General features: G+C 60.0%; 13 protein-coding genes. 7 read left to right on the top strand and 6 right to left on the bottom strand.

Annotated features, from left to right (window positions below):
* Positions 1 to 24: 24 nt before the first annotated feature.
* A complete protein-coding gene (locus ACNFCI_RS03095; protein WP_084858877.1) occupies positions 25 to 918 on the bottom strand; it encodes a LysR family transcriptional regulator in 894 nt (297 codons plus the stop codon).
* A gap of 147 nt (positions 919 to 1,065) precedes the next feature.
* Between ACNFCI_RS03095 and ACNFCI_RS03090 the strand changes: the two genes are divergently transcribed.
* From ACNFCI_RS03090 to ACNFCI_RS03070, 5 genes are all read left to right on the top strand, one after another.
* A complete protein-coding gene (locus ACNFCI_RS03090) occupies positions 1,066 to 2,145 on the top strand; it encodes a 4-oxalomesaconate tautomerase (RefSeq protein WP_084858876.1) in 1,080 nt (359 codons plus the stop codon).
* Positions 2,146 to 2,208: 63 nt separating this feature from the next.
* On the top strand, positions 2,209 to 3,522 hold the full coding sequence (locus tag ACNFCI_RS03085; RefSeq protein ID WP_084858875.1) for a dicarboxylate/amino acid:cation symporter: 1,314 nt from the start codon (positions 2,209 to 2,211) through the stop codon (positions 3,520 to 3,522).
* Positions 3,523 to 3,644: 122 nt separating this feature from the next.
* Positions 3,645 to 4,949 carry a CitMHS family transporter gene (locus tag ACNFCI_RS03080; protein ID WP_084858874.1) on the top strand — a complete coding sequence of 435 codons (1,305 nt, stop codon included), beginning with the start codon at positions 3,645 to 3,647 and terminating at the stop codon, positions 4,947 to 4,949.
* A 59-nt stretch (positions 4,950 to 5,008) separates the two neighbouring features.
* Positions 5,009 to 6,262, top strand: coding sequence for an OprD family porin (locus ACNFCI_RS03075; RefSeq protein WP_368829304.1), 1,254 nt, complete (start codon positions 5,009 to 5,011; stop codon positions 6,260 to 6,262).
* A 133-nt stretch (positions 6,263 to 6,395) separates the two neighbouring features.
* On the top strand, positions 6,396 to 7,031 hold the full coding sequence (locus tag ACNFCI_RS03070) for a LysE family translocator (RefSeq protein WP_368829303.1): 636 nt from the start codon (positions 6,396 to 6,398) through the stop codon (positions 7,029 to 7,031).
* Positions 7,032 to 7,091: 60 nt separating this feature from the next.
* Here the strand turns inward: ACNFCI_RS03070 and gstA are convergent, their stop codons facing one another.
* Both gstA and ACNFCI_RS03060 read right to left on the bottom strand, forming a co-directional pair.
* Positions 7,092 to 7,697 (bottom strand): glutathione transferase GstA, encoded by a 606-nt coding sequence (gstA, locus tag ACNFCI_RS03065; RefSeq protein ID WP_368829302.1) that lies wholly within the window; start codon positions 7,695 to 7,697, stop codon positions 7,092 to 7,094.
* A gap of 311 nt (positions 7,698 to 8,008) precedes the next feature.
* On the bottom strand, positions 8,009 to 8,980 hold the full coding sequence (locus tag ACNFCI_RS03060) for a GlxA family transcriptional regulator (protein WP_084858871.1): 972 nt from the start codon (positions 8,978 to 8,980) through the stop codon (positions 8,009 to 8,011).
* 138 nt (positions 8,981 to 9,118) lie between these two features.
* On the opposite strand from ACNFCI_RS03060, the gene ACNFCI_RS03055 reads away from it, so the two are divergent.
* The gene (locus ACNFCI_RS03055) at positions 9,119 to 9,760 is read left to right on the top strand and encodes an HD domain-containing protein (RefSeq protein WP_084858870.1); all 642 of its coding nucleotides are present in this window, start codon (positions 9,119 to 9,121) and stop codon (positions 9,758 to 9,760) included.
* Between the two features lie 127 nt (positions 9,761 to 9,887).
* On the opposite strand, the gene ACNFCI_RS03050 is transcribed toward ACNFCI_RS03055, so the two are convergent.
* From ACNFCI_RS03050 to ACNFCI_RS03040, 3 genes are read right to left on the bottom strand one after another with little or no spacing between them, the layout of a single operon-like run.
* On the bottom strand, positions 9,888 to 11,132 hold the full coding sequence (locus tag ACNFCI_RS03050; protein WP_368829301.1) for an MFS transporter: 1,245 nt from the start codon (positions 11,130 to 11,132) through the stop codon (positions 9,888 to 9,890).
* The gene (locus ACNFCI_RS03045) at positions 11,129 to 11,338 is read right to left on the bottom strand and encodes a hypothetical protein (protein ID WP_084858869.1); all 210 of its coding nucleotides are present in this window, start codon (positions 11,336 to 11,338) and stop codon (positions 11,129 to 11,131) included. Before ACNFCI_RS03045 ends, ACNFCI_RS03050 begins: the two co-directional genes overlap by 4 nt.
* A complete protein-coding gene (locus ACNFCI_RS03040; RefSeq protein WP_416767386.1) occupies positions 11,335 to 12,762 on the bottom strand; it encodes an amidase in 1,428 nt (475 codons plus the stop codon). The genes ACNFCI_RS03045 and ACNFCI_RS03040 overlap by 4 nt, the downstream gene beginning before the upstream one ends.
* Before the next feature lie 188 nt (positions 12,763 to 12,950).
* On the opposite strand from ACNFCI_RS03040, the gene gcvA reads away from it, so the two are divergent.
* On the top strand, positions 12,951 to 13,826 hold the full coding sequence (gene gcvA / locus ACNFCI_RS03035; protein ID WP_084858867.1) for a transcriptional regulator GcvA: 876 nt from the start codon (positions 12,951 to 12,953) through the stop codon (positions 13,824 to 13,826).
* The last annotated feature ends 15 nt before the right edge of the window (positions 13,827 to 13,841 follow it).

Below are 13,841 nucleotides of genomic sequence, written 5' to 3'. Positions count from 1 at the left end.
CCTGTACCGTCCTGCGCGTTTCGTTCACCGGTTGGGCCATTTGTCCAACAGGATCGACACGAACTTCTCTGCCGCCGGCGACAGCGATGCCCCGCGTCGGTAGACCAGCCCCAGGGTGCGGGTGACCTGGGGTTCGATCAGCGGCACGCTGACCAGCGTCGGGTGGTCGGCGCTGGGCATGGCCAGGCTGGGCATTGCCGATACGCCCAGCCCAGCCTCGACCATGCCCAGTGAGGTGGACAGGTGCTGGACCTCATAGAACCACTTGGGCCGCAGGTTGAGCCCGGCCAGGGCATGGTCCAGCAGCATCCGGTTACCGCTCAGGCGACCCACGCCGATCAGGCGGTAGTCGGCCAGCTCGGTCCAAGTGACGGCCTCACGGTTCGCCAGCTTGTGGTCACGACGGCAGGCCAGGACGAAATGCTCCTGCACCAGCGAGACGAACTCGATGTCCGGGTGCTGGCCGCTCATCATGTTGATGCCGAAATCGGCCTCGCCCCGCAGCACGGCCTCGAGCCCGTCGTTGGCACTGAGGTCCAGAAGGCGGATGCGGATCTTGGGGTATTGCTCGTTGTAGTCGCGGATCACCGACGGCAGGAAATAGAACGCTGCAGTCGGGATGCAGGCCAGGGTGACCTGGCCGGTCTGCCGTTCGGCGAGCTCGCGAATGCTCAGGATCGAGTCTTCGAAGTCATCCAGCAGGCGCCTGGCCTTGGGCAGGAAGTCGCGGCCGACGCTGGTCAGGCTGACGCGACGGGTCGTGCGCTCGAGCAGCGACGTACCCAACCCTTCTTCGAGCTTCTTGATCCGCCGGCTCAAGGCTGGCTGGGATAGGTGCAGCGCTTCTGCGGCCTCATGAAAGCTGCCGAGTTCGGCGATTTTCACGAAAGATCGTATGTCTTGCAGCTCATATTCCATCTTGAATCTCGCTTTGACCCTGATCGTTGATTGATTAACCAATCGCAATAATACCTACGATATTTGCATTGGATTGATTTATCCATCCCTGTCAGTCTTGTGTCTACAACATCAATGATCGTTATTGATCAACAAGAGTGCGAAATCATGCAACGAATTCCTTGCGTACTCATGCGCGGTGGCACCTCAAAAGGGCCTTTTTTCCACGCCTGGGATCTTCCTTCCAATGTGGTCGAACGCGACGAATTGCTGATCAACCTGATGGGGTCCGGGCATGAACTGGAAATCGACGGCATCGGCGGCGGTAGCCCGCAGACCAGCAAGGTGGCGATCATCAGCCCGTCGCTGCATGCCGACGCCGACGTCGACTACCTGTTCGTGCAGGTCATGGTCGCCCAGCGCCGTGTCGATACCGCGCCCAACTGCGGCAACATGCTCTGCGCCGTAGGCCCCTTCGCTATCGAGCAAGGGTTGGTCAAGGCCCAGGATGGCAAGACCTTGGTACGCATCCGCAACCTCAACACCAACACCTTCGTCAACTCGCTGGTGGAAACACCCGGCGGCATCGTGCGCTACGAAGGCCGTACTGCAATCGACGGTGTTCCAGGCACCGCCGCCCCGGTGCACCTGACCTTCCTCGACGCGGTGGGCAGCAAGACCGGCAAGCTGTTCCCCACGGGCCGGGCCCAGGATGTAATCGACGGTGTGCCGGTGACCTGCATCGACATGGCCATGCCGATGATGATCGTCGAGGCCAGCCAGCTGGGCGTGACCGGTTCCGAGACCCCGGCACAGCTGGATGCCGACACGCGCTTGCTGAAGCGCCTGGAGGCCTTGCGCCTGAAGGCCGGCAAAGCCATGGGGCTGGGTGATGTCAGCGGCATGGTGATCCCCAAGCCGGTGCTGGTTTCTCCAGCTCGTCATGACGGCACGCTGCAGGTGCGCTACTTCATGCCTCACAATTGCCACCGCGCCTTGGCCATCACCGGTGCGATCGGCCTGGCAACGGCCTGCGTCAGCCCAGGCACGGTGATCATGGACATGCTGGGAGAACAAGCGCAGCACCTGGAGGAAGTCCGCCTGGAGCACCCGAGCGGTGGCATCGACGTGGCGCTTTCGCGCAGCGGTGCCGATGGCAAGACGCTCCAGGCCTCTGTGGTACGAACCGCCCGCCGGCTGTTTTCAGGCTTCGTCTACGCCCCGACCATGCGCAGGCGGGCGGGGTAGGCAGGGCCTGCAGCACACCGGCACCTCGCACATCCGCACAATTTCAACAATGGGTGATGCCTCATGAAACTCGCGAAGTCACTGTATTTCCAGATCCTCTGCGCCGTCCTGCTGGGCGTGGTGGTCGGTCACTTCTGGGCGCAACAGGCCGTTGCGCTCAAGCCGCTGGGTGACGCGTTCATCAAGCTGATCAAGATGATGATTGCCCCGGTCGTCTTCTGCACCATCGTGACCGGCATCGCCGGCATGACCGACAAGCGCACGCTGGGTCGGTTGATGAGCAAGACCTTGCTGTTGTTCCTGGGGTTGACGATCGTCAGCCTGGTCATCGGCCTGGCAGCGGTGTACCTGTTCCGTCCGGGCGTTGGCATGAACATCGACCCGGCCACCCTCAGCACCGATGGGCTCGGCCAGTACGCTGCCTCCGCGGCCAAGCTCAGCGTGGTCGACTTCTTCATGCACATCATCCCCGACACGTTCATCGGTGCGTTCAACAAGGGTGAAGTGTTGCCGGTGCTGTTCATTGCAGTGCTCAGCGGTTTTGCCCTGTCGTCGATGGGCGAGAAAGGCAAGCCGGTACTCGACGTACTCGAGTCTGCCTCGACCATGGTGTTCCGCATCTTCGGCTACCTGATGCGCTTTGCCCCGGTCGGTGCCTTCGGTGCGCTGGCCTTTACCGTCGGGCAGTACGGCGTGACCTCCCTCGGGGCATTGGCCAAGCTGGTGGGGACGCTGTACATCGCCTGCGCGTTCTTCGTACTGGTGGTGCTCGGCGGCATTTGCCGTGCCCATGGCTTCAGCCTGTGGAAGCTGCTGCGCTATTTCCGCGAGGAGTTTCTGGTGGTGCTCGGCACCTCGTCCACCGAGCCCGTGCTGCCGCGCATGCTGGAAAAACTGGAAAAGCTTGGCTGCAAGAAAGGTGTGGTCGGGCTGGTGCTGCCAACCGGCTATTCGTTCAACCTCGACGGTACCGCCATCTACCTGTCGTTGGCGGCGGTGTTCATTGCCCAGGCCTGTAACATCGACCTGAGCCTCGGCCAGACGGTGACGATGCTGGCGATCATGCTGCTGTCGTCCAAAGGCGCCGCGGGCGTGACCGGCAGTGGTTTCGTGGCGTTGGCCTCGACCTTGACAGTCATCCACGACATCCCGTTGGCGGGGCTTGCCTTGTTGATCGGCATCGATCGCTTCATGTCCGAGGCACGTGCCCTGACCAGCCTGGCCAGCAACGCCGTGGCCACCGTGGTCATTTCACTGTCGGAGAACGCCTGTGAACGGGAAACCTTGCTGCGCCGCCTGAACCGCACCCCGGCTGCACCGGCTGAGGCGGGCACTGTGCAGGCCGATTGGTCTGCCGAGCCTCGGCATCACAGCTGAGAGCCTCTTCCACCTCCCATCGTTGACTTAGAATCCCGCTCGACATCCCGGCGATGTCGAGTGGGGTAGGGGGCCGTCTGCCTTGCCGATGGCCGCAAAGAATAAAAACAAGAGAGAAGACCATGCTTGCACTCCTGGGCCTGATGATGGTGGTGACCTTCACCTACCTGATCATGAGTAAACGCCTGTCGCCGATCGTTGCGCTCACCGTGGTACCCATCGTCTTCGCGGTGATCGGTGGCTTTGCCCCCGAGCTGGGCAAGATGATGCTCGATGGCTTGAAGATGGTGGCGCCTTCGGCGGCCCTGTTGCTGTTCGCCATCCTGTTCTTCGGCCTGATGATCGATGCCGGGCTGTTCGACCCGCTGATCCGCAAGATCCTCAAGCGCGTCAATGGCGACCCGATCAAGATCGCCATCGGCACAGCGCTGCTGTCGCTGCTGGTGGCGCTCGACGGTGACGGTACCACCACCTACATGATCACCTGCGCGGCGATGCTGCCGCTGTACAAGCGCATTGGCATGAACCCGATGATCCTGGCCACGGTGTCGATGCTGTCGCTGAGCATCATGAGCGGCATGAGCCCCTGGGGCGGGCCGGCCACCCGGGCCATTGCCGCGCTAGGGCTGGACGCGACCGAGTACTTCATCCCGATGCTGCCCACCGTGATCGGCGGTGCGGCGTGGGTGGTGTTCACCGCCTACCTGCTGGGCCGCGCCGAGCGTCGGCGCATCGGCAACATCGCCCTGGAGTCCGGTGGCGGCAATTGCTACATCAAGGAAATCCTCGGCGACAACCCGCACAAGCGCCCACGGCTGGCATACGTGAACCTGGTGCTGGTGATCGCCGTCATGACGGCCTTGGTGATGGGCGTGATGCATTCCGCGCTGCTGTTCATGATCGGTTTCGTCGCGGCACTGATGATCAACTACCCGCAGCTGGACCTGCAGAAGGAACGCATCCTCGCCCACTCGGGCAACGCCATGACCGTGGTGCTGCTGGTGTTCGCCGCAGGCATCTTCGCCGGGATCTTCTCCGGCACCAAGATGGTCGATGCCCTGGCGCAGACCCTGGTCGACTGGATCCCCGAGGCATGGAGCCACTGGTTCCCGCTGGTGGTGGCGCTGACCAGCATGCCGCTGACCTTCGTGCTGTCCAACGATGCCTACTACTTCGGCGTGGTGCCTATCCTTGCCAACGCCGCCGCGGCCTATGGCATCGACCCGGTGGAAATCGCCCGCGCGTCGGTGCTGGGGCAGCCGGTGCACCTGATGAGCCCATTGGTGGCCTCGACCTTGTTGCTGGTCGGCATGGTCGATCGCGATATCGGCGACTTCCAGAAGGCCACCGTCAAATGGGCGGTACTCACCTCGCTGGTGATCACGGCACTGGCGTTGCTCACGGGGGCGCTGTCCTTCTTCGTCTGAGCCGCATCGGGCGCAGCCGGCGCCCACTTCCACCCAATAACAACAACAGAGTACCGAACATGTCCCGAGCTGTTTTCCGTGGGGTCACTTGTGGCCTGCTCTGCGGCTGGCTGCCTGTGGCCGGCGCTGTCGGATTCATCGACGACAGCAAGCTCAAGCTGCAGCTGCGCAATGTCTATTTCAACGAAAACTTTCGCGACGAGCAGGGCATGAGCGCCCGCGCTGCCGCGACTGCCAAGAGCGAGCGGGTGGAGTGGGCGCAGGGTTTTCTGCTCGACTACCAGTCAGGCTTCACCCAGGGGCCGCTGGGCCTGGGGCTCAATGCCCTGGGGCTGGTGGGGGTCCGGCTCGATTCGGGCCGAGGCCGCAGCGGTACCGGCCTGCTGCCGGTTCACGACGATGGCCGCGCCGCGGATGAGTTCGCCAGTGCCGGCGTGACGGCCAAGGCGCGCCTGGGGCAGACCGTGGTCAAGCATGGCACCTTGCTGCCCAAGACACCGGTGCTGGTCTACAACGATGCGCGGCTGCTGCCACAGACCTATCAAGGCACACAACTGACCAGCACCGATATCGAGGGCCTGACCCTGACCGCCGGCCACCTGGAGCGCTTCAAGCAGCGCGACTCCTCCGATAGCACCGGCCTCTACCTGGATGGCTACGGCGGCAGCGAGTCTGGCGATTTCAGCTTTGCCGGTGCCGACTACGCCGTCAGCAAGCAGCTGCGCCTGAGCTATTTCCATGGCCAGCTCGAACACTTCTACCGCCAGGACTATGCGGGCCTGGTACACGAACTGCCGTTGGCCGGCGGGGTGTTCACCACCGACCTGCGCTACTTCAAGAGCCGCGACAGCGGAGCCGCCTATGGCGGCCGGATCGACAACGACATGATCAGTGGCCAGGTGGCGTACAGCCACTCGGGGCACACCGTCGGAGCCGGTTACCAGGTGCTCGACGGCGAGGCGGGGCTGCCGTACATCAGTGGGGCGACGGTCTATTCGTTCAGTAACGTCGGCATCGGCAAGTTCATCGAGGAAGAAGAGAAGACCTGGATGGCGAGCTACGCCTACAACTTCGCCGCGGCCGGGATCCCTGGGCTCACCTTCATGACCCGCTACCTGAGCGGCGACAACGGCCGCTCTGCTGACGCTGGGCTCAGCGAATGGGAGCGTGACATGGAGCTTGCCTACGTTGTGCAATCCGGGCCGATGAAGGGCTTGGGTGTGAAACTGCGCAACTACGTCTACCGTTCTGATTTCTCCCGAGGACGTGACAGCAACCGGATCTACCTGACCTACGACATTGCTTTGTGGTAGATGCGCCGGCATGAGCAGGCGCACCTCGGTATGCCTGCTCGTGTCGGGTGTATGGCGTTTTACCAGCCAATCTGTATCTAACGCCCCGCCCTGAAGCTGCGTACCATCGTCCGCTCCCTCCAGGAGTAACGCCATGCCCGAACTGTCCAATGTGCTTGCCTATGGCCTGGTCTCACTTGGCATGGTGCTGACCCCCGGCCCGAACATGGTCTATCTCATTTCGCGGTCGATCTGCCAGGGGCGCATGGCCGGGCTGGTTTCCCTGGGCGGGGTGGCGTTGGGTTTCGTTGTCTATATGGTGTGCGCCGCATTGGGTATCACCGCCTTGGTCCTGGCGGTCCCTTATGCGTACGACGCCCTGCGCCTCGGTGGCGCGCTGTACCTTCTCTACCTTGCCTGGCAGGCGGTAAAACCCGGAGGCCGCTCGGTGTTCCAGGTGCGTGAGCTGCCCAAGGACAGCCCGCGCAAGCTGTTCATGATGGGCTTTATCACCAACGTGCTGAACCCCAAGATCGCGGTCATGTACTTGTCGCTGCTGCCCCAGTTCATCACGCCTGCCGACAACGGCAGCGTGCTTGCGCAATCCATCGTGCTTGGCGTGACGCAGATCGTCATCAGCGTGAGCGTGAACGCGCTGATCGTCATCATGGCGGGTTCCATCGCGACATTTCTCGCCGGCAGGCCCGTATGGCAGATCGTGCAGCGTTGGCTGATGGGAGCGGTCCTCGCCGGCTTGGCCATGCGCATGGCCGTCGAAGGGCGACGCTGAATCGGGCGAGGGGGGCGGGGCTCAAGCCCGCAAGGGCTGACGGCTTGAGCCCGGCGCAGGTCAGACCAGGCCTTCGGCCTGCAATGTCTTATGCACGGCGGGGCGGTTGGCGACCCGTTGCTGGAACTGCGCCACCGTTGGCCAGGGTGACAGGTCAATGCCCAACATCGGCGCCCAATTCACGATGGTGAACAGGTAGGCATCGGCCACGCTGAAGGTGTTGCCGGTCAGGTAGTCCTTACCTTGCAAGGCCTGCTCCACGAAGCCCAGGCGTTTACCGAAGGTATCGATGGTTTTGCTCCTGGCCTCTGGGGTGATGCTCGGGTTGAACAAGGCGGCGAGGGTCTTGTGCACCTCGGTGCCGATGAAGTGCAACCATTCCTGTACCCGCGCGCGCTCCAGCGAGCCCGCAGGGGGCAGCAGGTTGGCCTGTGGTTTCTGGTCGGCCAGGTATTGGACGATGGCCGGGCCTTCAGTGAGGACTTCACCGTTGTCCAGTTGCAAGGCTGGAACATAGCCCTTGGGATTGATCGTGTAGTAGTCCGCGCCGTCGGCGGTCGTGTGGCGCTTGAGGTCGACTTTTTCGACGGAGTAGGGCAGGCCCAGTTCGTTGAGTACGATGTGTGGCGAGAGTGAACAGGCACCTGGCGAGTAAAAGAGCTTCATTTCCTTCTCCCATTGTGTGGGTCAGCCGTGGGACGGCTGGCGAGGTGAGGCACTGTGCAGCTCGCTGGTTATGACACCAAAGCGGGATTTCATGCAAGCTGGCTTTGGATCGGGAACGGCAGCTGTTGGTCATTGGGCAGGGTTGGGTGCAGAGTCCGTTTCGGGGCGACAAATAACGGTCATGGATGGTCGCTTTTGACCCAAAGCAGACGTTCAGCAGTGGGCAGCGGTCCACTCAACATCGGTAGGCCTTGGCAGTATTTCTTCGGCAGCAACTGACTTTGAGCTTTTTATCAAACAGCCCCCTGTTCTCAACAAGGTCGCGCATAGCGTTTGCGGTATTCCGCAGGGGTAACGCCCATATGACGGACGAAAGCTCGGCGTAATGTGTCTGCGTTAGCAAATCCACACATGGCAGCTACCTGCTTAGGCGCATCATTTCCAGCTTCCAGCCGTTCGCGAGCCGCATTCACCCTCGTCTGCTCCACCCAAGCTGCCGGCGTCATGCCCACATCATTTTGAAAGATCCGGGCGAAATGCCTTGGGCTTACGCCCATACGCTCTGCCAGATTCGCAACCCCATGATCCAGAGCCGGGTTAGCCGTGACATACCGCTGCAATGCCTGTAGAGCAGAGCGCCCTGTGGGTGAAGTAGATCCTTGACGGCTGAACTGCATCTGCCCACCGGTTCTCTTGAAGTACATGACCAGGTGGCCTGCTACGTCCTTCGCGATCTCATCGCCCAAGTCCTCCTGAACCAACGTCAGCGCAAGATCCAACCCAGCCGTTACACCCGCAGCTGTCCTCAAATTACCGTCATGGACCTGAATGGCATCCGCCTCCACGGTCACTCGTGGGTACTTTTCAGAGAGAGGCTGCGCCACAGCCCAGTGGGTAGTGACCCGGCGGCCATCAAGTAGCCCCGCAGCTGCTAGCGCAAATGCTCCAGTGCACACCGAACCGAAGCGCCTACTCAACGGAGCACGCTGGCGGAGCCAATCCAGAATCCCCGATCGAAGATACTGGTCGGCTGCTTGCGGAGTTCCGGCAACGAGCAGGGTATCAATTGCATCGATCTCTTCTCCGATCCAAGCATCCGGAATCAACCGGGTACCTGAAGAGCTCACTAACGGCCCAGGTTCACAAGCGAGTAGAAGTAACCGATAGGCTTCGTACCCGGCTTGTCGGTTGGCTTCAGCGAAGACGTCCAAAGGACCGCAAGCGTCCAGAAGTTGAACCCCTGGCATGCCCAGGATAGCGAGAGTTACTTGGGGGCGGGACATAACGGCTCCTAAACGGAGGGCAGAGCGCCCAGGTCTGATACCGGCTGAAAATGGCAGAATATGACGTAACAAGTCAATTGATGCCATGTGCGTGGCCACTCAGACTGGAGTCCTCACCCACCTCCCCTGGATCTCTGTATGACAAACGCTATTGCTGGCATTCACGTACCTGACAGTTCGATGGCCCGAGAAATCACCGAGCTTGTTCGGGACACCGCTTCGCCCCTTCTTTTCCACCATTCGAGCCGCGTCTTCTATTTCGCATCGCTTGCTGGTAAGCGACTGGACCTGAAGTACGACGATGAGCTTCTCTACGCGGGTTGCATGTTCCATGACATGGGACTGACCCACCAGCACAGCAGCGATTGCTGTCGTTTCGAAGTCGATGGAGCGAATGCTGCGCGTGCTTTTCTCGAAGGTCACGGCATCAATGAACGCGACATAGAGCGGGTGTGGACTGCAATTGCTCTTCACACCACTCCAGGGATTCCAGAGCACATGCACCCGCTCATTGCATTGGTTACTGCTGGTGTGGAGACCGATGTCCTCGGGTTACACCACGAGGCGCTAAGTGCAGCCGACCGGGATGCCGTGGTTCAAGCACATCCACGTGGCGATCAATTCAAAGAAGCCATTATCCAGACGTTCTATAACGGCATCCGCCACAAGCCGCAAACGACATTCGGCAACGTCAAGGCAGATGTAATAGCCGACAAGGAGCCTGGCTTCCTGGCGGGTAACTTCTGCAGCATCATTCGCCAGTCCTGCTGGCCAAGCTAAATGAAAGGGGCCGCATTGCGGCCCCTTCGTTTTTGGATTGGCTAAAACAAAGTCTTGGCCACAACGATCAAGCGAGTAACCCTAAGCGCCAATTCTTCAGCCGCACGCACCGATTGAACAGGCTGCTTCATCTGCCCGCTTCCAGTGCAACTGCCCGATATGCCGCCATGGCAATGATAATCGCAGCGATGACGTTTGATGCGATGCTGGCCGCGATCGGAATGAAATAGCTATGGCTGACGTCGTGAATGAAGCCCGCTGCACTCGGCCCGATGAGTGTACCTACGGCGACGCTTGTATAGAGAACGCCAATGATGCGGCCTGCCTGCCGCGCGCCGAATAGGTCGGCCACTACAGCCGGCAGGATCGCGACCCAACCTCCATAAAACAGGCCGAAAACGATCGCGAACAGAGCGAGTGGATAGAAGGACGAGCTAACGGCCCAGATCGCGAAAGAGGCGGCCATGCCGATATACATGGCAATAAGGAACCGCTCTCGACCCATTTTGTCGGCAATGGCGCCGAGAAAGAAACGGCCGACCGTGCTGCCGACGCCGATCGCCCCAAGCAGCCACACCCCGATTATTCCGGAAACGCCGTGATCGATCGCGTAGGGCGTCAGATGGACGAAAGGCACAAATACGCCTAGCGCGCCAATGAGCGATGCAAGGTATAGCGTAATGAAACGCTGCGTTCGGATGGCTTGTCCCATGGACATGCCTGATTGCGGGGAGTGGGCTCGTAAGGTGGGTGTGTTGTGCGCAGCGTCTGGTCGCAGCCCGCGCTTCACCGGATCGTCCTCCATTAGCAAGGCCGCCAGGACACCGAGTACGACCGCGATGATGCCGAGTGTCGTGTAGGCGCTACGCCATCCAATGTGCGAGATCAGCCATGTCGCGAAGGGTGGCAAGACAAGCGTGCCAATCCCGATACCGCTGACCGCAAGGCCGGAGGCAAAACCACGACGACTGACAAACCATCGCTGCACCGCGCCAAGCGCGGGCACATAGGCACTCCCAACGCCCAGACCGATGCCGATGCTGTAGGCGGCATAGACCTGAATAATGGATTGCGCCTGCCCAGCCAGGATGAGACCCGCTCCGACGAGGATCATCCCGACTGCGGAAAGCATCTTCACGCCATACCGGTCTGCGAGTGGGGCGGACACGATACCAAGCGCGAAATAGAGGAAGCCCGCCAGCGAGAAAACCACAGACACCGTCCCGCGTGACGCACCGAACTCTTGTTGAAGCGATCCAAGAAAAGAACTGAACGTGTATGCGCTGCCGAAGCCGACGAAGGTTATGACAAAAGTGGCCGCAACGACGAACCAACCGTAGAAGATCCCGAACGGCTGCTTTGCGCAGATCACGCTTGATCTCCATTGCTCGGATAGAGCGGCCTTTGCGTGCAACGAAAGAGGGCGATGGATCGACTGGTGTCTTCGCTACGCATCCCCGCATCCCAGACTTGCGTAATACGTCCGGCATGAGCCAGATGCACTTCGAACCATCCAAAATCGAGTATGCCTGGCAGGCTCCCCGCCTTGAACGCCACGATCTGTTCGAGTGTGCTCATCGCGCCAGTCCCTGTATATGAGAAGCAGTCCGACTCCCGTCGAAATCCGGGTGGCGGCGATGCCAGTCCGTTACGCGTTGATACGCTGCGCCGAGATTGAAAAGTGAGGCTTCATCGAATGAAGCTGCGATCAGTTGCAGCCCGATCGGCATCCCATCCGTCGAGAACCCTCCAGGAAATGTGAGTGTCGGATGCCCGCTCATATCAAATGGGCAAGTGTAGCGTTGCAGCTTCGCAATAAGTTCCGGCTGCTCGCCGAGCGTCGCGATTGTGCCTATTGTCAGAGGTGCAAAGGGCTGAGGGGGGGTCAGTATGGCATCGACGGATGAGAACAATGCTTCGACCTGTCCGCGGAACATCGCTCGTCGGAGCAATATCCGTTGATACTCCATCGCGGAAACGCCCCTCCCGCTTTCGATGACCGACGATAAAATGGGACCATACTGCTCCTTGTGGAGCGGATAGGTCGATTGATGTGCAACGGCTGCCTCGACCGCACAATTCGGCGTCCAATCGGCCACGATCTGTCGAACATCAGGAAATGACAGTTCAACAACTTCCACGCCTAAATTGGAGAAGACCGTGCAGGCTTCGGTCAGTGCCGTTTGTATCTCGGGATCGACATCTTCGCTATTCCAACGTCGGTCGATACCGATCCGCTTGTCCCGTACATCGACGATCGTATCGGCTATGTAATCGCCAACCGGATGAAGGCTTGTCGTGGGATCATGGCTATCATGCCCGGCAATTACATTGAGGATAGCCGCGACATCGGTCACGCTTCGAGCGATTGGACCAATATGATCCAGCGAAGGGGCGAGATCGAACGTTCCATAGCGACTGACGCGCCCCCAAGTGGGTTTGAGGCCGGTTACACCGTTGGCAGCCGAGGGCCAGCGAATGGACCCGCCAGTATCAGAGGCAATCGATCCGAAGCATAGGCCCACTGCGACTGCGACAGCCGAGCCGCTAGAGGATATGCCCGTCCAATAATCAGTGTTCCAAGGGTTGCGCACTGGAGGTATCGAAGGGTGATAGTCAGAATAGGCCCCCTCGGTAAGCTGCGTTTTGCCGATCAGTACCGCGCCCGCGTCCTTCAGCTTTCGGACTACGGTCGCGTCATGTGTTGGAACAAAATTCTTATGGATCGCGGTCCCTGCCGCAGTAGGGATGCCCTCGATCCAGCAGAGATCCTTTACAGCAATCGGAACGCCGTGGAGCGGCCCTCTATATAATCCTTCCGCGATCTCCCGATCTGCCTTTTTTGCTTGCTGGATTGCGCTGTCGCCTAAGATTCGCGCATACGCGTTCAAACTGCCGTCTATCCGTTGAATGCGCGCGAGAAGCCCTTCAGTGACCTCTACAGAGGTAAGCGCTCGCCGGGCGATAAGCCCCCCAACATCAATCAGGTCACGGAATTCCACGTCAGGAGACATTCGCCTAGGCCCTTTTTGTTAAAACGCGATCATCGGCGTTTTCATATGATTTAGAAAATATTGGCACCATTCCAGCCAACCCTGCGTTGACGCCTTTCAATGACAAAGGCTAGTCTGCTGAAGTGTCGCTACACAAACCATAAGAGTTAAATTTTAAGAGTCAGATTTTCTAAATCATGAGCCGCAGACTTCCTCCTCTCAATGCGCTCAAGGCGTTCGAGGCCGCTGCCCGTCACCTATCGGTCAAGCTGGCCGCAGAGGAGCTTTGCGTGACGCCTGGAGCCGTCAGTCAAATGATCAAGGTTCTGGAGGAAAATCTGGGGGTCAGGCTCTTTGATCGGGTGACCCGGGGAATCTATTTGACAGACGCGGGCCGCGATTACCTGCCTTCCATACGCAATGCGTTCCGGCAGATCGCGGACGCATCCGAGCGGATAGCGGCCCAGATCGGGTCCGGTCTGCTCACCGTTAGCGCGACACCCTTCTTCGCGTCCGCCTGGTTGGTCCCGCGATTAGCGTCCTTTCGTGAGGCGCATCCTGACATCGATCTCCAGATCGTTACGAGCAATGCACTCGTCGATTTTTCTCGGTCGGACGCGGATGTTGCGATTCGACACGGGGCGGGCCGCTATCCCGGTCTGCGCAGTGATCGCATCGTGACCGTCGAGATGATCGCGGTCGCGGCACCCTCCTTGGTAAAGAAATTGGGTGCTCCTGCTCGCCCGTCTGACCTCGCACGCTGGCCGCAGGTTCACGATGCAGAACGAAAGGGGTGGAGTCTGTGGTTTGAGGCTCACAACATATCCGAGCGAATAGCTGCGCGAGGCCCTTCCTTTGATGACAGCGGACTTTTGCTCAAGGCGGTGCTTGCAGGTCAAGGCGCAGGCCTTTTGCCTGCTGCCCTTGTCGAGGACGAACTCACGAATGGGCGATTGATCCAGTTGCTTCCGGCTACGAACATAGAGGAGTTCGCTTATTATCTCGTCTGTCCGGACAACAAACAGCAAATACCGAAGATAGCAGCCTTCCGCGATTGGATATTGAGCGCGTAAGGCGAAGCACGAACC

This window comes from Pseudomonas sp. NY15356 (assembly GCF_048068175.1).
GTDB lineage: Bacteria > Pseudomonadota > Gammaproteobacteria > Pseudomonadales > Pseudomonadaceae > Aquipseudomonas > Aquipseudomonas putida_K.
The sequence above is the reverse complement of the archived record's forward strand: the minus strand, read 5'-3'. Positions and strand labels throughout refer to the sequence as shown.